The sequence below is a fragment of the Paraburkholderia unamae genome (assembly GCF_003096875.1).
Lineage (GTDB): Bacteria > Pseudomonadota > Gammaproteobacteria > Burkholderiales > Burkholderiaceae > Paraburkholderia > Paraburkholderia unamae.
Genome location: NZ_QEOB01000030.1, coordinates 71,563 through 95,705, shown reverse-complemented (window position 1 = coordinate 95,705; position 24,143 = coordinate 71,563). Strand labels below are relative to the sequence as shown.

General features: G+C 66.7%; 19 protein-coding genes. 1 reads left to right on the top strand and 18 read right to left on the bottom strand.

The features are described 5' to 3' along the window. From C7402_RS39820 to C7402_RS39800, 5 genes are all read right to left on the bottom strand, one after another. Positions 1 to 326 (bottom strand): electron transfer flavoprotein subunit beta/FixA family protein (locus tag C7402_RS39820; protein ID WP_425273820.1); only part of this gene is annotated, 326 nt, incomplete at its 3' end. A 23-nt stretch (positions 327 to 349) separates the two neighbouring features. Next, the gene (locus C7402_RS39815) at positions 350 to 1,564 is read right to left on the bottom strand and encodes a CaiB/BaiF CoA transferase family protein (RefSeq protein ID WP_112171126.1); all 1,215 of its coding nucleotides are present in this window, start codon (positions 1,562 to 1,564) and stop codon (positions 350 to 352) included. A 59-nt stretch (positions 1,565 to 1,623) separates the two neighbouring features. Next, a complete protein-coding gene (locus tag C7402_RS39810; RefSeq protein WP_116614443.1) occupies positions 1,624 to 2,760 on the bottom strand; it encodes an acyl-CoA dehydrogenase family protein in 1,137 nt (378 codons plus the stop codon). A gap of 10 nt (positions 2,761 to 2,770) precedes the next feature. Next, on the bottom strand, positions 2,771 to 3,979 hold the full coding sequence (locus C7402_RS39805; protein WP_116614442.1) for an acyl-CoA dehydrogenase family protein: 1,209 nt from the start codon (positions 3,977 to 3,979) through the stop codon (positions 2,771 to 2,773). A 34-nt stretch (positions 3,980 to 4,013) separates the two neighbouring features. Continuing rightward, positions 4,014 to 6,137, bottom strand: a complete 2,124-nt coding sequence (locus C7402_RS39800) for a 3-hydroxyacyl-CoA dehydrogenase NAD-binding domain-containing protein (protein WP_116614441.1) — start codon at positions 6,135 to 6,137, stop codon at positions 4,014 to 4,016. Positions 6,138 to 6,285: 148 nt separating this feature from the next. On the opposite strand from C7402_RS39800, the gene C7402_RS39795 reads away from it, so the two are divergent. After that, the gene (locus C7402_RS39795) at positions 6,286 to 7,194 is read left to right on the top strand and encodes a LysR family transcriptional regulator (protein ID WP_112171027.1); all 909 of its coding nucleotides are present in this window, start codon (positions 6,286 to 6,288) and stop codon (positions 7,192 to 7,194) included. A 53-nt stretch (positions 7,195 to 7,247) separates the two neighbouring features. Here the strand turns inward: C7402_RS39795 and C7402_RS39790 are convergent, their stop codons facing one another. The 13 genes from C7402_RS39790 to C7402_RS39730 form a co-directional block, all read right to left on the bottom strand. Continuing rightward, entirely contained in the window at positions 7,248 to 8,033 is a 786-nt protein-coding gene (locus C7402_RS39790) for a DUF4397 domain-containing protein (RefSeq protein ID WP_116614440.1), read from the bottom strand. A 347-nt stretch (positions 8,034 to 8,380) separates the two neighbouring features. Further along, positions 8,381 to 8,779, bottom strand: coding sequence for a Na+/H+ antiporter subunit G (locus C7402_RS39785; protein ID WP_112171029.1), 399 nt, complete (start codon positions 8,777 to 8,779; stop codon positions 8,381 to 8,383). 12 nt (positions 8,780 to 8,791) lie between these two features. Continuing rightward, positions 8,792 to 9,067 (bottom strand): K+/H+ antiporter subunit F, encoded by a 276-nt coding sequence (locus C7402_RS39780; protein ID WP_112171030.1) that lies wholly within the window; start codon positions 9,065 to 9,067, stop codon positions 8,792 to 8,794. Then, on the bottom strand, positions 9,061 to 9,555 hold the full coding sequence (locus C7402_RS39775; protein ID WP_112171031.1) for a Na+/H+ antiporter subunit E: 495 nt from the start codon (positions 9,553 to 9,555) through the stop codon (positions 9,061 to 9,063). The genes C7402_RS39780 and C7402_RS39775 overlap by 7 nt, the downstream gene beginning before the upstream one ends. Position 9,556: 1 nt before the next feature. Next, on the bottom strand, positions 9,557 to 11,203 hold the full coding sequence (locus C7402_RS39770; protein ID WP_116614439.1) for a monovalent cation/H+ antiporter subunit D: 1,647 nt from the start codon (positions 11,201 to 11,203) through the stop codon (positions 9,557 to 9,559). Beyond that, positions 11,200 to 11,532 carry a Na+/H+ antiporter subunit C gene (locus C7402_RS39765; RefSeq protein ID WP_112171033.1) on the bottom strand — a complete coding sequence of 111 codons (333 nt, stop codon included), beginning with the start codon at positions 11,530 to 11,532 and terminating at the stop codon, positions 11,200 to 11,202. Before C7402_RS39765 ends, C7402_RS39770 begins: the two co-directional genes overlap by 4 nt. After that, on the bottom strand, positions 11,532 to 14,333 hold the full coding sequence (locus tag C7402_RS39760) for a monovalent cation/H+ antiporter subunit A (RefSeq protein ID WP_116614438.1): 2,802 nt from the start codon (positions 14,331 to 14,333) through the stop codon (positions 11,532 to 11,534). The genes C7402_RS39765 and C7402_RS39760 overlap by 1 nt, the downstream gene beginning before the upstream one ends. A gap of 190 nt (positions 14,334 to 14,523) precedes the next feature. Beyond that, the gene (locus tag C7402_RS39755; RefSeq protein ID WP_116614437.1) at positions 14,524 to 15,651 is read right to left on the bottom strand and encodes an ABC transporter permease; all 1,128 of its coding nucleotides are present in this window, start codon (positions 15,649 to 15,651) and stop codon (positions 14,524 to 14,526) included. A 1-nt stretch (position 15,652) separates the two neighbouring features. Beyond that, the gene (gene rbbA / locus C7402_RS39750; RefSeq protein WP_116614436.1) at positions 15,653 to 18,406 is read right to left on the bottom strand and encodes a ribosome-associated ATPase/putative transporter RbbA; all 2,754 of its coding nucleotides are present in this window, start codon (positions 18,404 to 18,406) and stop codon (positions 15,653 to 15,655) included. Then, on the bottom strand, positions 18,406 to 19,473 hold the full coding sequence (locus C7402_RS39745; RefSeq protein ID WP_116614435.1) for an HlyD family secretion protein: 1,068 nt from the start codon (positions 19,471 to 19,473) through the stop codon (positions 18,406 to 18,408). The genes rbbA and C7402_RS39745 overlap by 1 nt, the downstream gene beginning before the upstream one ends. Before the next feature lie 14 nt (positions 19,474 to 19,487). Beyond that, positions 19,488 to 20,999 (bottom strand): efflux transporter outer membrane subunit, encoded by a 1,512-nt coding sequence (locus tag C7402_RS39740; protein ID WP_116614434.1) that lies wholly within the window; start codon positions 20,997 to 20,999, stop codon positions 19,488 to 19,490. 687 nt (positions 21,000 to 21,686) lie between these two features. Next, complete coding sequence (locus C7402_RS39735) at positions 21,687 to 22,166, bottom strand: carboxypeptidase regulatory-like domain-containing protein (RefSeq protein ID WP_165842101.1); 480 nt, start codon at positions 22,164 to 22,166, stop codon at positions 21,687 to 21,689. Between the two features lie 218 nt (positions 22,167 to 22,384). Continuing rightward, a complete protein-coding gene (locus C7402_RS39730) occupies positions 22,385 to 24,103 on the bottom strand; it encodes a lactate permease LctP family transporter (RefSeq protein ID WP_112171039.1) in 1,719 nt (572 codons plus the stop codon). Between the last annotated feature and the right edge of the window lie 40 nt (positions 24,104 to 24,143).

Sequence of the window (24,143 nt, the reverse complement as noted above, 5' to 3'; positions counted from 1 at the left end):
TGTTCCTTGTCGACCAGCGCCTTCAAAAGCTTCGCCACGGCCAGCGGTTGCAGGTCTTCATTCGACTCGACCAGCACCGCGCGATCGGCACCGATCGCGAGCGCCGTGCGCAGCGTTTCCTGCGCCTGCGAAGGACCGCACGAAACCGCAATCACCTCGGTCGCAACACCCGCTTCCTTCAACCGCACCGCTTCTTCAACAGCAATTTCATCGAACGGATTCATCGAGAACTTCACGTTGGCGATATCCACGCCCGTGCCGTCCGACTTCACGCGAACCTTCACGTTGTAATCCACCACGCGCTTGACAGGTACAAGAATCTTCACTGCATCCCTCCATCCACATTGAATTAGATAACGCCTTTGTCCTTCAACTCGGCCAGTTTCTGCGCTGAATAGCCGAGCGCTTCCTGCAAGACTTCCCGCGTGCCTTCGCCTAGTTGCGGCGGCGCGCGGCGCACGGGCATGCGCTCACCGTCGAAGCGCCACGGCGGCGCGAGCACCGGCGTCGTGCCGCTTTCGGTATGCGGGTGCGGTTGCTGCGTGACGAGGCCGCCTTGCGTGGCGCGCGGCGAGAGCAGCGCTTCGCGCAGCCCCGCCACCTCGCCGCACGGAATGCCCGCGCCCGCCAGGCGTTCCAGCAGCAGCTTGCGCGGCCGGCTCGCCAGCTCGCGCGTGAGTTCGGGCACGAGCGTCTCGCGGTTCTGCCCGCGCAGGATATTGGTCTTGTAGCGCGCGTCGTCGGCGAGGTCGTGGCGCTCGATCACTTCGCGGCAAAAGCGCTCGAACTGCGCGTTGTTACCGACGGTGATGACGATCGGACCATCGGCCGCATCGAACACGCCATACGGCACGATCGACGGATGCGCGTTGCCGAAGCGCGGCGGGTCTTCGCCGATCAGCAACGCTTCGAGCCCGTAGTACGCGGTGATCATGAGGCCGCAGTCGAACAGCGCCATTTCGATGTGGCGTCCGCGGCCCGTGCGCTCGCGCTCGTAGAGCGCCGCGAGCATGGCCTGCGCCGAATACATGCCGGTGAAAAGATCGACGGCCGCCACGCCGAATTTGAGCGGCGGCTGGTCGGCCTCGCCGTTCATCGCCATGAGGCCCGTTTCGCCCTGCACCACGAGATCGTAGCCGGGGCGCTTCGCTTCGGGGCCGGTGCGGTCGTAGCCCGAAATCGAGCAATAGATGAGGCGCGGATTTTCCGCGCTCAACTGGGCATAGCCGAGCCCGAGTTTTTCCGCGCCGCCGAACTTGAAATTCTGAACGACGATGTCGCTCGTTTTCGCCAGATCGCGCACGATCTGCTGGGCTTCGGGCGTTTGCAGATCGAGCGTGATCGAGCGCTTGTTGCGGTTCACGCTGTTGAAGTACGCAGTCTCGGTCTTGCCGACGCGCACGCCCCAGTCGCGCGTGTCGTCGCCGCGGTCGGGATGCTCGATCTTGATGACCTCCGCGCCGAGGTCGCCGAGCACCATCGCGCTCCACGGTCCGGCCAGCACGCGTGAAAGATCGAGGACGCGTACGCCTGACAGCGGCAGGCTTGGGTTGTCGCTTTGCATGAGCATGTCTCCTGGTTCGTTTTGGAGGGAAGGGTGCGCCTTCGCCTCCTCATACTGGCTCAGGCCGCTACGCGCGCCAACGCAATATAGCGTGCGAGATGATGATCCTCATCTCCCAGTTGATGATCGATCATCACGAGTCGTTTCGCATAGTGCGCGAGCGGCAATTCCCACGTCATGCCAATGCCGCCATGCAACTGGATCGCCTCTTCGGCCACGCGTGCGCCGGTGCGCCCAATCGTGTACTTGGCGGCCGAAAGCGCGCGCTCGCGCTGCGCGCGTGGCGCATCGACGGCCGCCGCCGCGTTGATGACCGCCGAGCGCGCCTGCTCGATTTCGAGCAGTACGTCCGCCATGCGATGCTGCAACGCCTGGAAGCTGCCGATCGGCGTGCCGAACTGCTTGCGCGTGCGCAGGTATTCGAGCGTGAAGTCGCGCGCGACATCCATCGCGCCCAGCGCTTCGGCCGCGAGCGCCACGAGGCCGTAGCCGCGCGCGTGTTCCAGCGTCGCGAAGCCGCCGCCCTGTGCGCCAACGAGCGCGTCGGCATTCACCGCCACGTTATCGAGCGTCACTTCCGCCGCGCGGCCGCCGTCGATCTTGCCGTAGCCGCGCACGCTCACGCCCGCTGCGTCGCGCGGCACGAGAAAGAGCGAGATGCCGGCTTCCTCGAATTCGTTGCCTGCGGTGCGAGCCGAAACGAGCAGTGCGTCCGCGTGTTCCCCGTGTTGCACGACGCCCTTCGCGCCTTGCAGCACCCAGCCGTCGCCGTGCTTTTCGGCGCGCGTCGTCACGCGTGCGTCTTCGTAGTGCGAGCCCGGCTCGTCGTGCGCGAGGGCGGCCACGAGCGAGCCGTCGATCAACGATGCGATGCGCGCACGCTGCGCTTCGCTGCCCGCATGCGCGAGCGCGCGGCCCACGATCAGCGTGTCGAGAAACGGCTCGACCACGAGGCCGCGCCCGAGCGCTTCGAACACGACGGCCACATCGAAACCCGCGCCGCCGAAGCCGCCGTCGGCCTCGTCGAACAGCGCGCCGATCACGCCGAGTTCGGCGAAACGTTGCCACATGTCGGCGCTGAAGCCTTCAGTGGAGCGCGCGATGGCATCGCGCGCGGCAAAGCCATATTGCTCGGCGATAAAGCGGTTCAGCGTATCCGCAAGCATGCGGCGGTCTTCAGTGTGCTGGAAATTCATGACGCGCCTCTCAAAGACCGAGAATCATCTTGGAGATGATGTTCTTCTGGATTTCGTTGGAGCCGCCGAAGATCGACAGCTTGCGGTTGTTGAAGTACTGCGCGGCGGCGCTGGCGGCTTCGTCCGGGCCGACGGCTTCGCCCGCGTAACCCTCTTCCAGCGCTTCTTCGACGAATGGCGCCGCATACGGACCCATCGCACGGCGCAGCAGCGAGGAAATCTCCTGGCGGATCTCGGTGCCGCGAATCTTCAGCATGGAGCTTTCGGCACCCGGCACGCCGCCGCCCGCCACGGCGGCGATCACACGCAGGTTGGTCGTCTTCATGTTTTCCAGATCGATTTCGACCTTCGCTAGACGCGCGGCGAACTGCGGGTCTTGCGCGAGCGGCTGGCCGTTGCGCGTGATTTTCTGCGCGGCGCGCTTCAGGCGCGCGAGCGCGGCCACGGAAAAGCCCACGCCCGCGATGTTCGTGCGCTCATACGTGAGCAGATATTTCGCGTAGGTCCAGCCCTTGTTCTCTTCGCCCACGAGATTCGCGGCCGGCACGTGCACGTCGGTGAAGAACACTTCGTTGACTTCGTGTTCACCGTCGAGTGTGACGATCGGGCGCACTTCGATGCCCGGCGTATTCATGTCGATCAGCAGGAAGCTGATGCCCTCCTGCTTGCGCACGTCGGTGGCGGTGCGCACGAGGCAGAAGATCATGTTCGCGTAGTGGCCGAGCGTGGTCCACGTCTTCTGGCCGTTCACCACGTAGTGGTCGCCGTCGCTGTCCTTCTTGAGGACGGCGGTCGTGCGCACCGAAGCGAGGTCCGAGCCCGCGCCGGGTTCCGAATAGCCCTGGCACCACCAGTCCGCGCCGTCGAGAATGCGCGGCAGCCAGTAGCGCTTTTGCGCTTCGCTGCCGTACTTGATGAGCACGGGGCCGAGCATGTTCACGCCGAACGGCACGATGCGCGGCGCGCCTGCAATCGCGCATTCGTTCTCGAAGATGAACTTCTGCACGGGGTTCCAGCCGGGGCCGCCGTATTCCCGCGGCCAGTGATTCGCAAGCCAGCCCTTTTCGTTGAGGATGGCGTGCCATTGCGCCATGTCCTCGCGCGTGAGGTGCTTGCCGTTGCGCACCTTGTCGGCGAGGCGCTGCGGCAGGCGCTCCTTGAGGAAGTCCAGCACTTCGCTGCGAAATGCCTCTTCTTCGGCGGTGAATTTCAGGTCCATGTGTCGTTGCTCCTTATTGCACCCTTATTGCATTTCAGGCCGATTGATTGAGGCTCGCGAAATTCTCACCACGCTCGACGAGTTCGACGAGCAGCGGCGAGGGACGCCAGAACAGCGGATCTTCCTTCGCATACTCGCGAATATCGGCGAGCACGTTGGCCAAGCCCACCGTATCGGCGTACTTCATCGGGCCGCCGCGATAGCGCGGGAAGCCATAGCCGTAAAGCAGCGTCACGTCCACGTCCAGCGGGCGCAGCGCGATCTTCTCGTGCACGACGTTCGCGCCTTCGTTGACCATCGCGGCCATGTAGCGGCGCATGATGGCTTCGTCGCTGAAGCTGCGCGGCTCGATACCGGCGCGCTCGCGCTCGGTGCGGATGATCGATTCGACTTCCGGGTCGGGCGTGCCGGTGCGCGCGCCGTCGGGGTAGAGGTAGAAGCCGCGGCCCGTTTTCTGGCCGAACCAGCCGCGCTCGCAAATGCGGTCGGCGATCTGCACGTAGCGCGCTTTCGGGTCGCGCGTGGCGGCGCGACGCTTGCGCGTGGCCCAGCCGATGTCGCCGCCCGCGAGATCGACCACCTGGTAAGGGCCCATCGGGAAGCCGAAGTTGCGCACGGCTTTGTCGATCTGGTACGGCGAGGCGCCGTCTTCCATCAGATGATCGGCGGCCGTGCGGAACACGGCGAGAATGCGGTTGCCGATGAAGCCGTCGCACACGCCCGCGCGCACGGGCACCTTGCGCAGCTTCTTCGCCAGCTCGAACGCCGTGACCACGACGTCGGCGCTCACCGCCTTCGGCACCACGATTTCGAGCAGCTTCATGATGTTGGCGGGCGAGAAGAAGTGCAGGCCCACCACGTCTTGCGCTCGCTTGATGCTGCCCGCAATGGCGTCGATGTCGAGATACGAGGTGTTGGTCGCGAGCACGGCGCCGGGCTTGCACACGCGGTCGAGTTCGGCGAACACGGCCTGCTTCACGGCCATGTCCTCGAACACGGCTTCGATCACGAGATCGGTGGTCGCGAGCGCGTCGTACGAGGTGCTGCCGCTAAAGCGCGCGAGAATCTGCTCCTTTGCCTCGGGCTTCATGCGGCCCTTGGCGATCAGGCCGTCATAGACCTTTTCCACATGTGCGCGGCCGCGCGCAAGCGAGGCGTCGTCGCGCTCGATCATCGTCACGGGCAGACCCGCGTCGAGCACGGCCACGGCAATGCCCGCGCCCATCGTGCCGCCGCCGATCACGCCCACGGTTTCGATCGCACGCGGCTTCGCGCTCTTCGTTTCAGGGGCTTTCTGCACTTCGCGCTCGGCGAAGAACGCGTGCACGAGGCCCGCGCGCTGCGGGCTTTCGAGGCACTCCAGGAACTGCTTGCGCTCGAAGCGCAGGCCTTCCTCGAAGGAGAGGTCGAGCGCGGCCTGCACACAGTCGACGATCTTCAACGGCGAGAACAGGCCGCGCGACTTCTTCCCGGTGTCGGCGCGCGCGGCGTCGATGGCGGCTTGCGCTTGCGTGCGGTCGGCGAGCGCCTGGGCGTCGCGCGTGCGGCGCACATGGGCGTGGCTCGCGAGCAGTTCCTGTGCGTAGGCGAGGCCTTCGGCGAGGATGTCGTCGCTCGCGCCCACGCGATCGACGAGGCCGAGCTTGAGCGCTTCCTGCGCGCTCGCATGGCGCCCGCTCAGCATGAGCGAGAGCGCGGCTTCCGCACCGATCAGGCGCGGCGCGCGCTGCGTGCCGCCCGCGCCGGGCAGCAGGCCCAGTTGCACTTCGGGCAGGCCGAGCTTCGCGCCCGCCACGGCGAGGCGATAGTGCGCGCTGAGCGCCACTTCGAGGCCGCCGCCAAGCGCCGCGCCGTGAATGGCGGCGATCACCGGCTTGTGGCAGGCCTCGATGCGGTTCAGGACGTCGGGCAGCGCGGGCGGCTGCGGCGGCTTGCCGAACTCGCGAATGTCCGCGCCGGCGATGAAGTTGCGCCCCGCGCCGACGATCAGCACGGCCTGCACGGCGTCGTTCGCCTCGGCGTGCTCGATGGCGGCGGCGAGGCCGCGGCGCACATCGACGCCCAGCGCGTTGACGGGCGGATTGTCGACCGTGACGAGCAGCACCTTGCCGCGCAGTTCGTGGGTGACGGGGGACGCGTTGACGCTTTCGGATGCCATGAGGATGCTGTCTCCAGAATGAGGGCCGGACTGGCGGGGCAGGCGGCAGGTGTTCTATGTTGGCGTCGATTCTCAGCGCGTCAGGGGGAATTGACAATCCCATGGCTCGTTGACAGACTGTCAAAGTATTTTTGACAATGGACTCGCCATGGACGTCAATGCGCTGACCCTGCTCGTCGAGATCCTCGACGCGGGCAACCTGAGCGAGGCGGCGCGCCGGCTCAAGATGAGCCGCGCGAACGTGAGCTATCACCTCAATCACCTGGAGAAGTCGATTGGCCTGCAACTCGTGCGCCGCACCACGCGCCGCGTCGAGCCGACCGAGATCGGCCTGAAGCTCTACGAGCACGGCCGGGCGATCCAGAATGCGCTGCTCGCCGCGCGCGAGTCGGTGTCCACGCTCGGGCAAAGCCTGCAAGGGCGCGTGCGGCTTTCGGTGCCGAGCGGCTACGGGCAACTCGTGATGTCGGACTGGCTCATCCAGTTCAAGCGCCTGTACCCCGGCATCGTGCTCGACGTGATGTTCGAAAATCGCGTGGAAGACCTGCTGCGCGACGAAGTGGATATCGCCGTGCGCGTGATGCACGAGCCGCCGCAAAATCTCGTGGCGCGCGACATGGGGCCCGTGAAGTACATTGCGTGCGCGTGCACGGAGTGGGCCGGGAAGCACGGCATGCCGCAAACGCTGGAAGACCTCGCGCGCGCGCCTGTGATTACGGCAACGGTGGTGGGGCGACAACTGCGGCTTGCGGGATATTTGGGCGAAGAACGCCACGAGGTGTTGCTGGAGCCCTCGATTATTTCGGAAAACTTTCTATTTCTGCGCCAGTCGATACTCGCGGGGCTGGGCGTGGGCATCGTGCCCGACTATGTGATGCACGACGACATCCGCCAGGGCGCGGCCGTCACGTCGCTCGACGCGTGGCGCCTGAGCATCTTCGGCACGCACATGTACATGCTTTATATGCCGAACCGCCACCACACGCGCGCGGCATCCACTTTCATCGACTACGTGCTGGGCGAGGCCCGCAAGACCGGGCGCGGCGCCGCCGCGTGAAGCGCGTTCACGCGGCGTACTGGTTGCGCACGCAACGCATTACTGGTTACTGGTTACTGGTTCGTGAGCGTGTTGCTGAGTTCCACTGCCGGCTGCGAGGTGTTGCCGCCCTGCGCGACGAGCAGGTGAATCTGTCCCGGCGCGAGTTGCGAGAGCGTGCCGCCTATCGGTACGGTCGTGATGAGCCAGTCCGCGTTATTCGCGAGGTTGAAAGTGTCGGACTGGAAGATCGGCGTCTTGCTGCCCGCAACGGTGACGATCGCCACATAGGTGCCGCCGCTCAGGTAATTCGAGTCCTGCCCGCTGGCGGGCACGGCATTCTTGAACGCCACGCCGGCCATCGTGGGCGATACGTTGGCGATATTGGTGCCGGCCGCGACGATGTAGATGTCGAGGTTCTGCGCATTGACGGTGGCGTTGAAGGCGCGCACGCGTGCGTCGTTCGAGAGCAGGCCCTTGTCGAACGGATCGTCGATCAGACCGATGTCGCCTCCCGTGAGCGCGGGCAGCGCGAGCACGGTGTACTCGTGACCCTTCGCGACATCGGGAAAGTTGCCGCTCGCAATCGCCGTGGTCGAGCCGGTGTTCGCATAGGCCACGTTGGTGTTGCCGGTGTTGATGTTGGCGAAGTTGGTCACCTGCTTGTAGCCGATATTGCTCTGCAACGGACTGCCGTTCACGAGGAAATCGACGTTGGGGCCGCCCGGCAGGGCATGCACGAAATGGATCAGGGGGTTTTGCAGGCCGAGTTCCTTGCCTACGTCGTTGCCGCCGCCTCCACACGCGCTCAGCAAGGCCGCCGCGCTCGCAAAGGCGACCAGGGTGCGAATTGTCTTCATCGTTTGCCTCTCCGGTTTCGTTCTGGCTGTTCGGGCGCGCGGCGATCACCGCGACCGCGCGTTGTTACGTTGTTATTGCGCCCGTTGCTTCAGTGGTGTCCGCTCGCAAGGCGTGACAGCCTCGCGGCGCTCCATTCGGGCGAGCATGTTCAGCAATCGGTGTGCCGCGCGTGTCGAGCGGCGCGGCATTGGCGTGGCGTGGGCGTGGATAACGGGCGGGAGAGACCAGGCGGGATGCGGGAGCGGGGCGAATCGAGGCGCGTGAAAGCCGCCACCTTTACACCGTTCGATGGCAGCTTTTACGTGAGAAGGGAATATCTGTACTGCCGATCAGGGTTGGCGGCTAGTTACGCATCGCGCGCGGGCTTTTCGTCCGGGTGCGCGCCTTGCGCACTATCGTTGCTCGCGCAAGCGCCGGTTTCCGGCGGCCTGCCGCGCGTGACCGGCGAAATCCGCACGCGCTGCTGAATGCCCGCCTTCGTGAGCATATGCGCGCTGATGGGCGCGGTGAGGAACAGGAACGCCGGAATCAGAAGTTCGTGCAGGCTCGCGAAATTGTTGTGCGTGCTGAAGTAGACCACGGAGGCGAGCACGACGCCGCCCACGCCGAGCGTGGTCGATTTGGTCGGGCCGTGCAGGCGCATGTAGAAGTCGGGCAGGCGCGCGAGGCCGATCGCGCCGATCAGCGTGAATGCGCTGCCGAGCAGCAGCAGCACGCAGACAATCGCTTCGATGACGGTTTGCATGGCGGGGCCCGGCTAGTTGAGTTCGATGATGTCGCCGCGTTGCAGATACTTCGTGAGCGCGACGGTGGCGACGAACCCCATCACCGCGATCAGCAACGCGATTTCGAAGAACACGGTGGAGCGCAGCATGATGCCGTAGACGACGATCAGCGCGATGGCGTTGATGTTGAGCGTGTCGAGCGCGACGAGCCGGTCGGGCAGCGACGGCCCGCGCACGAGGCGCACGAGCGTGAGCAGGAACGCGAGCCCGAGGATCGCGAAGGACACCGGAATGACGATGGCTAGCATGCGAAGATCTCCATTAGCGGGGCTTCGTAACGGGACTTGATCAAAGCCACGAGCGCGGCTTCGTCTTCGAGATCGAGCACGTGCACGGCGAGGCGCGTGCGGTCGTCGGAAAGCTCGGCGCACAGCGTGCCGGGGCTCAGCGAAACGATGCTGATGAGCGCCGAAAGCGCGATTTCGTGCGTGCTGTCGAGCGGCACTTCGATGAAGGCGGGCCGCAGGCGCCGGGTCGGGCCGAGCACGAGCAGCGCGACTTCGAGGTTCGCCACGACGATGTCGTAGAGCACGTGCGCGAGGAGCCGCACGAGCAGCCAGGGCCTGCCGAAACGCACGGGCGCAAGCCACAGTCCTTCGCCCACGGCGAAGGCGATGACGGTGCCGAGCACGAGGCCGAGCAGCAGATTGCCCGGCGAAATGTCGTTCATCAGCAGCACCCAGCAGACGAGCAGCACGGCCGTGAGCCAGGGGTGAGGAAAGAGCCTTTTCAGCATGTCAGCTCCCCTGCGCGGGCACGATCGCGTGGACGTAGGCTTCGCGATCGAGCAGTTGCGCGGCGGTGGCGTCGAGATACTGCTTGAGCGGACCCGCCAGCAGCGTGGCGGCCACCACGCTCGCGAGCAGCAACGCGCAGGCCGCGAGTTTCGCGCGGCTGCCGCGCGGCGCGGCGACCGGCGTATGGGCAAAGGCGTGCGAGGCGGGAATCGCCCAAAGCAGGCGCGTGCCGGTGCGGCTCAACGCGACGATGGAGAGCAGCCCCGAGATCAACACGGCGGGCCAGAGCACGACCGCTTGCGAGAGCGGCGCGGCCGCGAGCACCATCGCCTTGCCGAGAAAGCCCGAAAGCGGCGGCAGGCCTGCCGCGCCCACGGCGGCGGCGAGATAGAGCACACCGGCGGTGTTCGAGGGCCACGGCCCCGACGACGGCTTGACGCTTGCCGGTGCGGCGAGAGAGGCGACGGCAACGGGCTCGCCGTCGGCCTCGGGCGTGATGGCGGGCGCGCTGGCGTCGTCGAGCGATTCGAGCGAGGCGGGCTCGCGGGCTTCGGGCAGAGCCGGCACCGCCACCGGTTCCGTTGCTTCGGACTCCAGTGTATCGGCGAGCAGGAACAGGGCGCCCGTGCACAGCGTCGTGCTGATGAGGTAGTAGAGCAGCGCGCTCCATGCGAGCACGGTCTGGAACGTCACGGCCGCGATCAGCAGCCCCACCGAGACGAGCACGAGAAAGCCCGTGGTGGTCTTGAGGCTAGACACGGCGAGCGCGCCGAGCGCGCCATAGATGATCGTCGCGATGGCGAGCCACCACGCCCAGTCGTGCATGAACGCGTCGAGCACGCCGCCGGGGCCGCCGAACACGAGCGCGTCGCAGCGCAGCATCGCGTAGATGCCCACCTTCGTCATGATCGCGAACAGCGCGGCCACCGGCCCGATGGCGCTGCGATACGCCTGCGGCAGCCAGAACGACATCGGAAACACGGCGGCCTTCAGGCCGAAAACGAGCATGAGCGTCGCGCCCGCATATTGCGCGAGCGGCAGTGAGGCGGGGTCCAGATGCGCGAGCCGCTCGCCCATGTCGGCCATGTTGAGCGTGCCCGTGAGGCCGTACAGCACGCCAATCGCGATCAGAAAGAACGATGAGCCCACGAGGTTCAGCAGCAGATAATGCAGCCCGTTGCGCACGCGTCGCCGCCCGCCGCCATGCAGCAACAACGCGTATGAGGCGATCAGCAGCAGTTCGAAGAACACGAACAGATTGAAGAGATCGCCCGCGAGAAACGCGCCGTTCAACCCCATCAGCTCGAACTGCACGAGCGCGCGATAGTAGCGCCCGCGCCGCACGTCCGCGCTGGTCGTGCCAAGCAGACAGCAGCACGCGAGCAGCGCGGTGAGCACGAGCATGAGCGCGCCGAGCCGGTCGAGTTGCAGCACGATGCCGAAGGGCGCGGGCCACGCGCCGAGGGCATAGCTCGCAATTTCACCCTGCGCCGCATGCTCGGCGAGCGCCACGGCGATCGGCAGCAGGGCCAGCGTGGCGATCACGTTGATCGCGCGTTGCAGGCGCTTGGCGCGCAGCGGCAGCGCGACGATGGCGCCGGCCGCGAAGAGCGGAATCAGGATCGGGAGGATGAGAGCGTGATTCATTCGCCGAGCGCCTTTTTGCCGTCCACGTGGTCGGTGCCGTCTATCGCGAGCGCGCGCAGCGCGAGCACGACTGTGAAGGCCGTCATCGCAAAGCCGATCACGATGGCGGTGAGCACGAGCGCCTGCGGCACCGGGTCGGCGTATTGCGCGCCCGCCGCGATCACGGGCGGCTTGCCGGTGGAGAGCCGTCCCATGCCGAGCAGAAAGAGGTTGATGGCGTACGAGAACAGCGTGATGCCGAGGATCACGGGCAGCACGCGCGCGCACAGCATGAGGTAGATGCCGCATGCGCAAAGCACGCCGAGCGTAATGGCGAAGGCGGCTTCCATCAGCTTTTCTCCACGGATTGCATGTCCTTGTCGCGCACGCCCAGGTGCGAGACGATCGTGAGCGTCGTGCCCACCACGGCGCCGAACACGCCGAGGTCGAACAGCATGGCCGTGCTCAGTTCGATCTCGCCGATCAGCGGTACATGCAGGTGGCCGAACGCGCTCGTGAGAAACGGCTGGCCGAGCACGATGGCGCCCAGACCCGTTGCGCCCGCAACGAGAATGCCGAAGCCCGCGAGCGCGCGGTAGTTGATGCGAATGCGCGACTCCGTCCACAGCACGCCGCTCGCCACGTATTGCAGCAGCAGCGCGATCGACACCACGAGTGAAGCCACGAAGCCGCCACCCGGCAGGTTATGGCCGCGCAGGAAGATGAACACGGCGACGAGCACGGTGAGCGGCAGCATGAGGCGCGCGAGAATGGAGAGCAGCAGTGGATGCGATTGCGACGACCACGGCAGGCCGCCCGGCCCCGTGTCGGGCGACTTCAGGCGCAGGCCGCGCAGCAGCGCCTTCACTGCGAGCCCCGCGACCACCAGCACGCTGATCTCGACCATCGTGTCGAAGCCGCGGAAGTCCACGAGGATCACGTTCACGACGTTATGGCCGCCGCTGCCCGGCAACGCGTTCGCGAGAAAGTACGCGCCGACGCCGGCCACCGGCGCGCGCGTCATGACCGCGTACGCCACGCTGCCGATCAGCGCGCCGCCCGCGAGCGCGAGCACGGCGTTGCGCGCTCGCGTGGGCACCGGCTGCACCGCGCGCTGCACCACGGGCAGGAAGTAAATGGCGAGCACGAGCAGCAGCACCGTCACCACTTCCACTGAGATTTGCGTGAGCGCGAGATCGGGCGCGGAAAAGCGCACGAACGCGAGCGTGACGAGAAGGCCGCAGGTGCTCAGCAGCACGAGCGCGTAGAGCGTGTTGGCGCGCACGAGCACGACGCCCACGGCGAACAGCGCCACCAGTGCGAGCCCGATCAGCGTGAGCGAGTCGGGCGGCACCGAGCGGTACGCGCCGTCGAGCGACGTGAGTGCGACGAGCGCCGCGCCCGGCACGATCAGCATGGCCGCGATCATCCACGAAAGATAGGAGGGCAGTGAGCGCGTTTCGAAGAGATTGACCACGGCGCCGGCCGCTTTTTCCAGTTGCTGGACGAAGCGGTCGAAGCCCTCGCTCGCGTTCATTTCGGAGAGCCGCGAACGATGATGGCGAAAGGCGTCGCGGCGGAAGAAGAACAGCAGCGCGCCGCCCACGAACGACAGACCGCTCATGACGAGCGGCACGTTGATGCCGTGCCACAAGCTCAGGCTGTAGGTGGGCACGACGCCGCCGAGCGCGAACCACGCCGCCGATTCGAGCATCCCGCCGATGGTTTGCTGCGGCACGAGCCCAACCAGCAGACAGATCACCACCAGAATCTCGACGGGCAGCTTCATGAAGCGCGGCGGCTCGTGCGGCGGATAGTGCGGCAGGTCGTGCGGCGTTTCGCCGTCGAAGAACACGCCCCACACGAAGCGCAGCGAGTACGCCACCGAAAGCCCGGCGGCCACCACGGCGAGCGCGGGAATGATCCAGTTGAAGTCGCCGAGCAGGTCTTGCGCGAGCGTTTCGCCGAAGAACATTTCCTTCGAGAGAAAGCCGTTGAGCAGCGGCACGCCCGCCATGGCGAGCGAGGCCACGCTCGCGAGCACGGCGGTATGCGGCATGAAGCGGCGCAGCCCGCGCAGGCGGCCCAGGTCGCGCGTGCCGGTTTCATGGTCGATGATGCCCGCGGCCATGAAGAGCGAGGCCTTGAACACCGCGTGATTGAAGGTGTGAAAGAGCGCGGCGACGGTGGAGAGCTGCGTGTCGAGGCCGAACAGCAGCACGATCAGCCCGAGATGGCTGATGGTCGAATACGCGAGCAGCCCCTTGAGATCGCGCTGCACGAGCGCCATGGCCGCGCCGCCCGTGAGCGTGACGAGGCCGATCAGGCTCGTCACGTAGAAGAACCAGCCGGTGCCTTCCAGCACGGGGTAAAAGCGCGCAATGAGGAAGATGCCCGCCTTCACCATGGTCGCCGAATGCAGGTAGGCCGAAACCGGCGTGGGCGCCGACATCGCATGCGGCAGCCAGAAGTGAAACGGGAACTGCGCCGACTTCGTGCACGCGGCAAAGAGGATGAGCAGCAGAATGGCGGGGTAGAGCGGATTGCGCTGCACCTCGCCCGCGTGCGCGAGCACGACGTTCAGGTCGTAGCTGCCGCATACGCGGCCGAGCAGCAGCACGGCGGCAAGCAGTGCGAGACCGCCCGCGCCCGTGATGGTGAGCGCCATGCGCGCGCCGCGCCGCGCCTCCGGGCGCGAAGGCCAGAAGCCGATCAGCAGGAACGACACGATGCTCGTGAGCTCCCAGAAGATCACGAGCAGCAGCAGGTTGTTCGACAGCACGACGCCCAGCATCGCGCCCATGAAGAGCAGCAGCAGCGCGTAGAGGCGCGGCAGCGATTCGCTGCCCGCGAGGTAGTAGCGCGCGTAGATGAAAACGAGCAGGCCGATCGCGAGCACGAGCAGCGCGAACATGAACGAAAGGCCGTCGAGGCGCAGGGAAAACGACAGGCCGAGCTGCGGAATCCAGTCGGCTTGCCATTGCAGCACGCCGTAGGTGGGCATGCCCACGCGTTCGCTTGCCAGCAGTCCGAGGCCGAGGAGCGCGGCCGCGAACGCGACCCAGGTGCCGGCGGCCGGCGCGCGCCGGCCCGCGAACGCGATGAGCGCCGCGGCGACGAACGGTATTACGACGAGCCAGCCCATTGCCATTCGACACACTCCGGGAATCCGCCGGGCGGCGGGTTTGCGTTGCGCGGTGCTGCACGGAATGCGAGGCCGGGCGAGCCGGCGCGCCGCAGTTCACGATCATAGCCGCAAACGGGGCCGGAGTTCATTCATGTGGCATGAAGGCGTCGTGCGCAACGCCATGCCGCCTGGCCTGCCACAAGGTGGCGGCGCGTCAGGCCATCTGGCTGAGGGTCTTGCGAAAGCGCATGAGCGAGAGGGCGAACAGCACGCTGCCGATCACGGCAAGCCAGAGGAACGGCCGCCAGACCACGTCGATGCCCGCGCCGCGAAAGAGAATGGCCTGGCCCAGCTCGACGAAGTGCGTGGTGGGCGCGGCGAGCATGACGTTCTGCACGAACTGGGGCATGGACTCGCGCGGCGTGTTGCCGCCCGAGAGCATTTGCAGCGGCAGCAGCACGAGCACGAGCAGCATGCCGAATTGCGGCATGCTGCGCGCGAGCGTGGCCATGAAGATGCCCATCGCGGTGGTGGCGAAGAGGTGGAGCGCCGCGCCCGTGAGAAAGAGCGCGACCGAGCCTTCGATGGGCACGTGCAGCGCGCCGCGCACGATGAAGGTGAGCGAGAACGCGGCGGCCACGAGCACCACGAGCCCCATCGACCAGACCTTGGCGAGCATGATCTCGGTGGGCGTGACGGGCATGACGAGCAGGTGCTCGATGGTGCCGTGCTCGCGCTCGCGGATGAGCGCCGCGCCCGTTAGGATGATGGAGAGCATCGTCACGTTGTTGATGATCTCCATGAGCGAGCCGAACCACGCCTGCGTGAGGTTCGGGTTGAAGCGCATGCGCACGGCGAGATCGACCGGCGACTCCGTGGACGCCCGGTAGCGGTTCGCGAAGGTGCTCACTTCGTCGCTGATCATCTGCTGGATGTAGCTGCTGCCCGTGAACGCCTGGGTCATGCGCGTGGCGTCCACGTTCAGTTGCACTTCGGCGGCGCGGCCCGCGAGCACGTCGCGCTGGAGATTGGGCGGAATGCTCAGCACGAAGGTGTAGCGGCCTGCGTCCATGCCCGCGTCGGCTTCGGCGGGCGTGACGTGCTTCGGCACGAGGAAATGCGGCGGGAAGAACGCTTCGATGATGCGCTGCGAAAGCGGCGAGGCGTCGTTGTCGATCACGGCGATGGGCGCCATGTGCAGCGATTCGGGCCGCGAGGTCGCCGAGGAATAGATCATCGCCGTGAACGAGAAGACGATGAGCAGCAGCAGCATGGGGTCGCGCGCGAGGCTCCAGAGCTCTTTCACGCCGAGGCGGTAGATGTTGGCAAGATGGCGGCCCATGTCAGGACTCCTGCTTCTTGAGCAGCGCGACGGTCACGCCGATCACGATGGGCGTGGCGAGCGCGAGCGGCCAGAACGACTGCCAGAGGTCGTGGAAATCCAGCGCCTTGTTGAACACGCCGCGGCTGATCGTGAGCATGTAGGTGGCCGGATAGAGCTGGCCGATCACGCGCCCCGCGCCCTCCAGCGAAGAAACCGGCGTGAGCAGCCCCGCGAACTGCACGGAGGGCACCATGGTGCCGATCATCGTGAAGAAGAGCGCCGCGATCTGGCTTTTCGTGAACGTGGAGGCGAGCAGGCCGATGGCCGTCGCACACAGGCTGTAGAGCACGGCCGCGCCGAGCAGCGCGGGAAAGCTGCCCTTGACCGGCACGCCGAACACGGTCACCGCGACGAGCGTCATCAGCAGGAAGTTCAGCAGCGCGAGCAGCACATAAGGCGCCTGCTTGCCGAGCAGGAATTCGAGGCGCGTAACCGGCGTCACGTAGAGGTTGATGATCGAGCCCAGTTCCTTTTCGCGCACCACGGCGAGCGCGGTGAGCATGGCGGGCATCATGAGCAGCAGCACCGGAATCACGGCCGGCACCATGGCGGGCAGGCTGCGCACGTCGGGGTTGTAGCGAAAGCGCGTTTCGACGGAGACCGCGGCGTGCGCGCTCGTGCCGAGGCGCTGCGTGGCCTGTTGCAGCAGCCAGCCCTGGTGCATGCCGAGCACGTAGCCGCGCACGGTTTCCGCGCGCTGCGGGTTCGCGCCGTCGATCCACACGCCGATCTGCACAGGGCGCCCGCGCGCCACGTCGCGCGCGAAACCCGGCGGAATCTCCAGCGCCACCGCGAGTTCGCCGCTGCGCAGCCGCCGGTCCATGTCCGCATAGTTCGCAAGGGGCGGCCGTTCGACGAAGTAGCGCGAGCCCGCGAGATTCAGCTCGTAGTTCTGGGAAAGCGTGGTCTGGTCGTGGTCGAGCACGGCGAAGCGCAGGTCCTCCACGTCCATGCTGATGCCGAAGCCCATGACGAACAGCAGCAGCAGCGAGCCCGCGAGCGCGAGCGTGGCGCGCACGGGGTCGCGGCGCAGTTCCAGCGCTTCGCGCCACATATAGCTGAATGCGCGCTGGAAGCTGAAGCCGCGTTGTTGCGCGTGCGCTGCGCTTGCGTGGGTGTCGGCGTTTGCCGTGGCGTTTTCGCCAAGCGCCGCAAGCTCGCCGGTTGCGCTGGCTTCGGTGCCCGCGCCCGCATCGACGAGATACGCGATGAACGCTTCTTCAAGCGTCGCCGCGCCGCGCTTTAGCGTGATGGCCTCGGGTGTGTCGCTCACGAGCACGCGGCCCGCGTGCATGAGCGAGATGCGGTCGCAGCGGCCGGCCTCGTTCATGAAGTGCGTGGAGATGAAGATCGTGACGTGATCTTCGCGCGCGAGGGCGATGAGCAGGCGCCAGAAGTTGTCGCGCGCCACCGGGTCCACGCCCGAAGTCGGTTCGTCGAGGATCAGCAGTTCCGGCTTGTGCACCATCGCCACTGCCAGGGAAAGGCGCTGGCGCACCCCGAGAGGCAGGCTTTCGGGCAGCGTGTCGAGCGCCTCGGCCAGATCGAAGCGGTCGACCATTTCGTTCACGCGCGCTTCGATCTGATCTTCGGGGACGTGAAAGAGCCGCGCATGCAGCACGAGGTTCTGCCGCACAGTCAGCTCGCCATAGAGCGAGAACGCCTGCGACATGTAGCCCACACGGCGGCGCGTGTCGAGGTCGCGCGGGTTCACCTCGTGGCCGAAGAGCCAGGCCTTGCCTTCGCTCGCGGGCAGCAGGCCCGTGAGCATCTTCATGGTGGTGGACTTGCCGCAGCCGTTCGAGCCCAGAAAGCCGAATATCTCGCCGCGCCGGATGCGAAAGCTCACATGATCGACGGCGACGAAGTCGCCGAAGCGCATGGTCAGGTCTTTCGCTTCGATGGCGATTTCCGCGTGCGCGTCGGCTCGCAGCGGCACGATCCTGACCGGCTCGTGGCCGCGCTTCTTCGCTTCGGGCAGCAATGCGATGAACGCCTCTTCGAGCGATTCGGTGGTTGTGCGCGCAAGCAGTTCGGCGGGCGTGCCGGTCGCGAGAATCGCGCCGTCGTCCATCGCGATCAGCCAGTCGAAGCGCTGCGCCTCGTCCATATACGCGGTCGCGACGATCACACTCATCGAAGGGCGCTCCTTGCGGATGCCGTTGATCAGGTCCCAGAACTGCGCGCGCGCGAGCGGGTCGACGCCCGTGGTGGGCTCGTCGAGTATCAGCAGGTCGGGGTCGTGGATCAGCGCGCAGCACAGGCCGAGCTTCTGTTTCATGCCGCCGGAAAGCTTGCCCGCGGGCCGCGCGAGAAAAGGATCGAGGCCGGTGCTGCGCGTGAGCGCGTCGATGCGGCGGCGGCGCTCGCTTTCGTCGTGACCGAACAGGCGGCCGAAGAATTGCAGGTTCTCTTCGACTGAAAGCGTCGGGTAGAGATTCTTGCCGAGGCCTTGCGGCATGTAGGCGATGCGCGGGCACACCTCGTCGCGGTGCTGCTTGCCGGCCATGTCGCCGCCGAGCACCCACACCGTGCCTTCCTGCACGGCGCGCGCGCCGGCCACGAGCGAGAGCAGGCTCGACTTGCCCACGCCGTCCGGGCCGATCAAGCCGACCATGAGTCCGGCGGGCACGTCTTGCGTCACGTCGCGCAGCGCGACGGTTTTGCCGTAGCGCAGGCTGACGTGTTCGATGCGAACGGCGGGCTCGCTCATCAGGGCACCCGCACCTGGAGGTTGGCGGGCCAGTCTGCGTCGGCGTCGAGCTTGACCCACGCCACGCCCGGCAGGCCGGTTTTCACGTATTTGAGGTGCTGTTGCAGCAGTTCGGGGTCGATCTGCGCCTTCACGCGGAACATGAGCTTTTCGCGCTCGCTTTGCGTTTCCACGGTCTTGGGGGTGAACTGCGCCGTGGACGAAACGAAGGTGATGCGCGCGGGAATCACGTATTGCGGCACAGCGTCGAGCACGATGTGCACGTCCTGGCCGAGCGCCACGCGACCCGCCGCGCTGGTGGGCAGGAAGAAGGTCATGTAGACGTCGGCGAGATCGACCATGTTGAGCACGCGGCCGCCCGCGCCGAGCACTTCGCCCGGCTGCGCCACGCGAAACTGCACGCGGCCCGCGCGCGGCGCGCGCAGATCGCTGTCGGCGATATCGGCCTGAACGCGGTCGATGGTGGCCTGCGCGGCCGCGATGGCCGAGGCCGCGCCCGTTTGCTGAGCGCGCGCGGCGGTCACGGCCGCGGCTGCCGCGGTGACTTGCGCCTTTGCGGCAGCAACCGCGGCCTGGGCGCTGCGCACGCGGGCGCGGTCGTCGTCGAGTTCCTGCATCGACGAGGCGCCTTCCTTCGAGAGCTTTTCGGAGCGCGCGAGACGTCGCCGCGCGGCGTCGAGTTCGCTTTCGCGCTGCGTGACGCCCGCTTCGGCGGCGCGCTGGTCGCTCTCGCGCAGCGCAACCTGCGCCTTCGCGCTCGCCTCGGTATTGACGGCTTGCTGATGCTGCGCCACGGCTTCGTTTCGTTGCGCCTGCAACGTGTCGACCTGCATGTGCGCGAGCACCTGGCCTGCGGTGACGAAGTCGCCTTCGCGCACGAGCACGTCCTGCACGCGACCTGCGAGCTTGGTGGCGACGTCGATCTCGGTCGCCTCGATGCGGCCGTTGCCGCTCACGAAACCGGCGCCCGGACCACGGTCGGAAAGCATGCGCCAGCCGAAATAGCCGCCCGCCGCGAGCGCGATCACGATGACGACGGGGATCAGTTTGCGGGCTGAAATCTGCATGACGGGAACCTCGATCAGGATGGATTCTGTACGCCGGCGGCGGGCGCGGCGGGATTGACGGGAGTGGCCGAAGGCGTGGCGACATCGTTCCTGAAGCCGCTGCCGCCCAACGCCGAATAGAGCGCGACGCGGCTGGAAAGCAGCGCGCGGCGCGTTTCCACGAGCTGCTGCTGCGCGGCGAGCAGGTCGCGCTGCGCGTCGAGCACTTCGAGGAACGGCGAGGCGCCATGGTCGTAGCGCATTTGCGCGAGGCGCGCGCGCTCGGCCTGGGCCTTTTCGGTCGCGCGCAGCGCATCGACCTGTTCGGCCAGCCACTGGCGTGCGGCAATGGCATCGGCCACGTCGCGGAACGCCGATTGCACGGCCAGTTCATACGACGTCACGGCCTGGTCGCGCTGCGCCTTCGTGACGTCGAGATTCGCCTCGCGGCGGCCCATGTCGAAGATGGGCAGCGAGACGGTCGGCCCGAAGCTCCACGCGCGGCTCGGCCCTGTAAAGAGACTGTCGAGCTGCGCGCTGGCGGTGCCGAACGAGCCTGTCAACGTGATCTTCGGGAAGAACTCGGCGCGCGCCGCGCCGATGTTGGCGTTGGCCGCGCGTAGCTGGAATTCGGCGGCGACGATGTCGGGGCGGTTCACGAGCAGGTCGGAGGGCAGGCCTGCGGGGAGGTCGGCCATCACGGCGTTGTCGTCGAGCCGGATGTCTTCGTGCGGCAGTTCGACCGGCTTGCCCACGAGCACCTGCAACGCGTTCACGCGCGTGGCGCGCTGCTGCTGAAGCTGTGCGCCAAGGGCGACGGCCTGACGCCACAATGTTTCGACCTGCTTGAGATCGAGCCTCGACGTCGAGCCCACTTCGTAGCGGCGCTTGAAGATGCGGTAAGACTTTTCGCGGCTCGCGATGGTCTCGTTCATGAGCATGATGCGCTCGTCGAGTTCGCGCAGGCTCAGGTAGCTGTTGGCGACCTGCTCGATCACGGTGAGCGTGACGGCCTGGCGCGCCGCGTCGCTCGCGAGATAGTTTTGCAGCGCCGCTTCCTTGAGGTTCGCTACGCGGCCCCAGAAGTCCAGTTCCCAGCTTGCGAGGCCCACGCCCACCTGAAACTGGTTTCCGGTGACGGGCCGCCCCACGCCTGAGAGGTCTGCGGGCACGCGTGCGCGCGCCAGATCGGCCTCCACGCCGATGGTCGGAAACTGGTCGGCGCGGCGAATGCCGTACATGGCGCGCGCTTCGTCCACGCGCTGGATCGCGAGCCGGAGATCGCGGTTGTAGTCGAGCGCGTCGGCAATGAGCGTTTGCAGCGTGGGATCGGTGAAATAGTCCTGCCAGCCGATCAAGGCCGCGTTGGCGGTATGTTCGCCGCCGGTGGCGGGGTTGCCGCTCGCGTCGGGGAAGGTGGCCGGCACGGGCATGGGCGGCGGCTCATAGGGCGGTGCGAGCGAAACGCAGCCCGCCAGCAGGGCGACGAGCACCGCCAGAGGCAGTCGACGCGCGGTGAGGGCGGCGAAGTCGGGGCGGTGGATCATGGCAAAGCTCTCCTCTTGGCGGGCATGGTGTAAAACGGCTGCCGCAACGACGGGCGTTTCGCTCGATGTGTGCGGCGTGCGGGCGCGCAAGCGCAAAAAAAGCCGCAAAAGAAAGGCCGCGTGCGGACGCCGGCGCGTTAGCGCGCGCTGCACGAAGCAGGGCGGCCGCCGGCCGGCTCAGCCATATGTGTGACGGAGTCGGGTGCGACAAGTGCCGTGGACTGCGGCGCAGTGACGCCCTCAGTCGAGAAAGCGCGGGATGGATGACCGGCATCCAGGCGCGCGGCGCAAGCGGTTTGCGGGGGTATGTGGCGCGACGACGCAGCAAGGCGCGCGGCAGGATCGGTTGCGCACGGGAACGGTGCGCGCGTGCGGGGGGCGTGTTGCGTCGTCGTCATCTCGGGTTCGCGGCAGGCGTGCGACGCGCGAACCGCGGAATGCGTCGCGCATCGAATCCGGGCCGGCAGTGCCATGTGATGTCACGATATGGCCCGGTTACCAATCGATCCTGGCACAACCGGAAAAGTCGTGACGGCCAGGTGCGCTGCGCAATGACGAAGCGGTGAAAGACGGTAGGCGTGCGAGGCGTGTGTCTCGCCTCGCAGGTGAGTGACGTGCGGCGCTATGCGCCGCGTAAAACCGTTGCGCACGCAACGCAACCGCCGCAAAGACGTGGCGCTGCGGCCGTCACATCGGCCAGACGAAGGTTTCGTGAGCGCGCGTGGTCTTGCCGATGTCGACGGTGCGCCGTTCGGTGTTGCCGCCGTGGCTCGCGCTCACGACGTAACGGCCGTCGGGAATCGACACGAGCATGAACGGGCCGCGCGTGCGCGTGGAAAGGAGCGGCGTGCCGTGCATGTCGGCGATTTTCACGGGCACGTTCGCGAGGTATTCGTTGCCGTCAGCCGATTGCCGCGCGAATTCCAGCGAGAGCGGGTACTGGTGCATCGCCGCCTTGAACGCACCCGACTGGTCGCTGCCGATGCCGCCGGACACATACGCGATGTCGCCCTTGTGCTGGGCGGGCGGCAGGACGCCGACGCTGCCTGTCGCGCTTGCCGCGCTACTGGCCGGAGTGGCTGGAGTGGCCGCCCACGCGCCGGGCGCGCCGATCATGACGGCGAGCGCGAGTGCCGCGCCGATCCACGGAGTTGAGCGTGCTTTCATTGTCGACCTCCATCGATTCGTTCATCGGGGCCGGCCTGCGCCGCGTTTTCGCGCGCGAGTGCGTTCCGGACGAATCGAGCGTAGGCAGCGCGGCTTAAAAGTCCCTTAAAGCAGCGGGATTTCGTGTTTTCGCTGCACATGCAAAAAGGCCGTTGCCTGCGTGGAGCGGGCAACGGCCTTGCGTGCTGTGACAGCGATTACAACGCTACTGCGCGCCGTTACTGCGGAATCATGCCGGTAAGCACGTAAGCCTGGATCAGCGTCACCAGGCCCACGACAGCCGCGAAGAACAGGCTGTGGCGCACGGTGAAGCGGAACAGCGCCGACTCTTTGCCGACGAGTCCGGTTGCCGCGCATGCCACGGCGATCGATTGCGGCGAGATCATCTTGCCGCTCACGCCGCCGGAGGTGTTGGCCGCGACGAGCAGCGTGTCCGACACGTTGATCTGGTGCGCCGTGGTGTGCTGCAACGAGCAGAACAGCGCGTTCGACGACGTATCGGAGCCCGTGAGGAACACGCCGAGCCAGCCAAGGAACGGCGAGAAGAACGGGAACGCGGCGCCGGTGCCTGCAAGCGCGAGGGCGAGCGTCGACGACATGCCCGAGTAATTCGCCACGAACGCGAAGGCGAGCACGAGGCCAATGGAGAGCACGGGGCGGCGCAGTTCGCCGAGCGTTTCGAAGAACGCGGTCACGGCGGCGCGCGGCTTCATGCGCAGCAGGATCGCGGAAATGATCGCGGTGATCATGATCGCGGTGCCCACGGCGGAAAGCCAGTCGAGCTTGAACACGGCCTCATATGGCTTGGGCGAGGCGACGATCGGCGCGGTGCGCACGACGAGCTGGTCGAGGCCCGGCACGTGCAGGCTCAGGATGGTGCCCGCGAGCGGCCCCTTGGCCGCGAAGAGCGCCTTGAACGGCTTGATGCTCCACACGGTCACGATGGCCGTGAGCAGCATGAACGGCGACCATGCGCGCACGGTCTGGCCGATGCTGTACGGCGAAGCCTGGCGGCTCGAAGCGCCCATGCGCGCGCCGCCTGAACCGCCCGCACCGCCGCCGAAGCCGCCGAGCGTGGCGGCGCCGCCGCTCATTTGCACGTTCGCACCTTGCGCGGCGCGACGCGGCTGCCACACCTTGAGGAACGCGGCGAGCGCGACGAGGCTCACGAGCGCCGAGGTGATGTCCGGCAGTTCGGGGCCGATGTGGTTCGACGTGAAGTACTGCGTCACCGCGAAGCTGCCGCCCGCGACGAGCGCGGCGGGCCACGTTTCCTTCACGCCGCGCTTGCCGTCCATGATGAACACGAGCCAGAACGGCACAAAGAGCGAGAGCAGCGGCAACTGGCGGCCCGCCATCGCGCCGATCAGGAACGGGTCGATGCCCGTCACCTGGCCCGCCACGATAATGGGAATGCCCATCGCGCCGAACGCGACCGGCGCCGTATTGGCGATCAGGCACAGGCCCGCGGCGTAAAGCGGCTCGAAGCCGAGGCCGACCAGCAGCGCCGACGTGATCGCCACCGGCGCGCCGAAGCCCGCCGCGCCTTCCAGGAACGCGCCGAACGAGAAGCCGATGAGCAGCAGTTGCAGGCGCTGGTCGTCGGTGATCGAGAGCACGGAGGCGCGGATGACTTCGAACTGCCCCGTCTTCACGACGATCTTGTAGAGGAACACCGCGGTGACGATGATCCACGCGATGGGCCAGATGCCGTAGGCAAAGCCGAAGCCCGCTGAAACGAGCGCCTGGCGCACGGGCATGCCGTATTCGAAGATCGCCACGGCGAGCGCGAGCAACAGCGTGATCGCGGCGGCTACGTGGCCCTTCATGCGCAGTCCGGCGAGCGCGACGAAGAAGAACAGGATGGGAACGGCGGCCACGAGCGCGGATAGCCACAGACTGCCGAGTGGGGTGTAGATCTGATGCCAGGGTTGCACTACGGTCTCCTCCGATGATGCGGGTAGAAAATTTATGCGA

What these genes read in the sequence shown, in the direction of transcription:
- C7402_RS39815 (WP_112171126.1), bottom strand. Translation starts at nt 1,564, where the DNA reads ATGCAAAGCGACAACCCAAGCCTGCCGCTGTCAGGCGTACGCGTCCTC.
- C7402_RS39810 (WP_116614443.1), bottom strand. Translation starts at nt 2,760, where the DNA reads ATGAATTTCCAGCACACTGAAGACCGCCGCATGCTTGCGGATACGCTG.
- C7402_RS39805 (WP_116614442.1), bottom strand. Translation starts at nt 3,979, where the DNA reads ATGGACCTGAAATTCACCGCCGAAGAAGAGGCATTTCGCAGCGAAGTG.
- C7402_RS39800 (WP_116614441.1), bottom strand. Translation starts at nt 6,137, where the DNA reads ATGGCATCCGAAAGCGTCAACGCGTCCCCCGTCACCCACGAACTGCGC.
- C7402_RS39795 (WP_112171027.1), top strand. Translation starts at nt 6,286, where the DNA reads ATGGACGTCAATGCGCTGACCCTGCTCGTCGAGATCCTCGACGCGGGC.
- C7402_RS39790 (WP_116614440.1), bottom strand. Translation starts at nt 8,033, where the DNA reads ATGAAGACAATTCGCACCCTGGTCGCCTTTGCGAGCGCGGCGGCCTTG.
- C7402_RS39785 (WP_112171029.1), bottom strand. Translation starts at nt 8,779, where the DNA reads ATGCAAACCGTCATCGAAGCGATTGTCTGCGTGCTGCTGCTGCTCGGC.
- C7402_RS39780 (WP_112171030.1), bottom strand. Translation starts at nt 9,067, where the DNA reads ATGCTAGCCATCGTCATTCCGGTGTCCTTCGCGATCCTCGGGCTCGCG.
- C7402_RS39775 (WP_112171031.1), bottom strand. Translation starts at nt 9,555, where the DNA reads ATGCTGAAAAGGCTCTTTCCTCACCCCTGGCTCACGGCCGTGCTGCTC.
- C7402_RS39770 (WP_116614439.1), bottom strand. Translation starts at nt 11,203, where the DNA reads ATGAATCACGCTCTCATCCTCCCGATCCTGATTCCGCTCTTCGCGGCC.
- C7402_RS39765 (WP_112171033.1), bottom strand. Translation starts at nt 11,532, where the DNA reads ATGGAAGCCGCCTTCGCCATTACGCTCGGCGTGCTTTGCGCATGCGGC.
- C7402_RS39760 (WP_116614438.1), bottom strand. Translation starts at nt 14,333, where the DNA reads ATGGCAATGGGCTGGCTCGTCGTAATACCGTTCGTCGCCGCGGCGCTC.
- C7402_RS39755 (WP_116614437.1), bottom strand. Translation starts at nt 15,651, where the DNA reads ATGGGCCGCCATCTTGCCAACATCTACCGCCTCGGCGTGAAAGAGCTC.
- rbbA (WP_116614436.1), bottom strand. Translation starts at nt 18,406, where the DNA reads ATGAGCGAGCCCGCCGTTCGCATCGAACACGTCAGCCTGCGCTACGGC.
- C7402_RS39745 (WP_116614435.1), bottom strand. Translation starts at nt 19,473, where the DNA reads ATGCAGATTTCAGCCCGCAAACTGATCCCCGTCGTCATCGTGATCGCG.
- C7402_RS39740 (WP_116614434.1), bottom strand. Translation starts at nt 20,999, where the DNA reads ATGATCCACCGCCCCGACTTCGCCGCCCTCACCGCGCGTCGACTGCCT.
- C7402_RS39735 (WP_165842101.1), bottom strand. Translation starts at nt 22,166, where the DNA reads ATGAAAGCACGCTCAACTCCGTGGATCGGCGCGGCACTCGCGCTCGCC.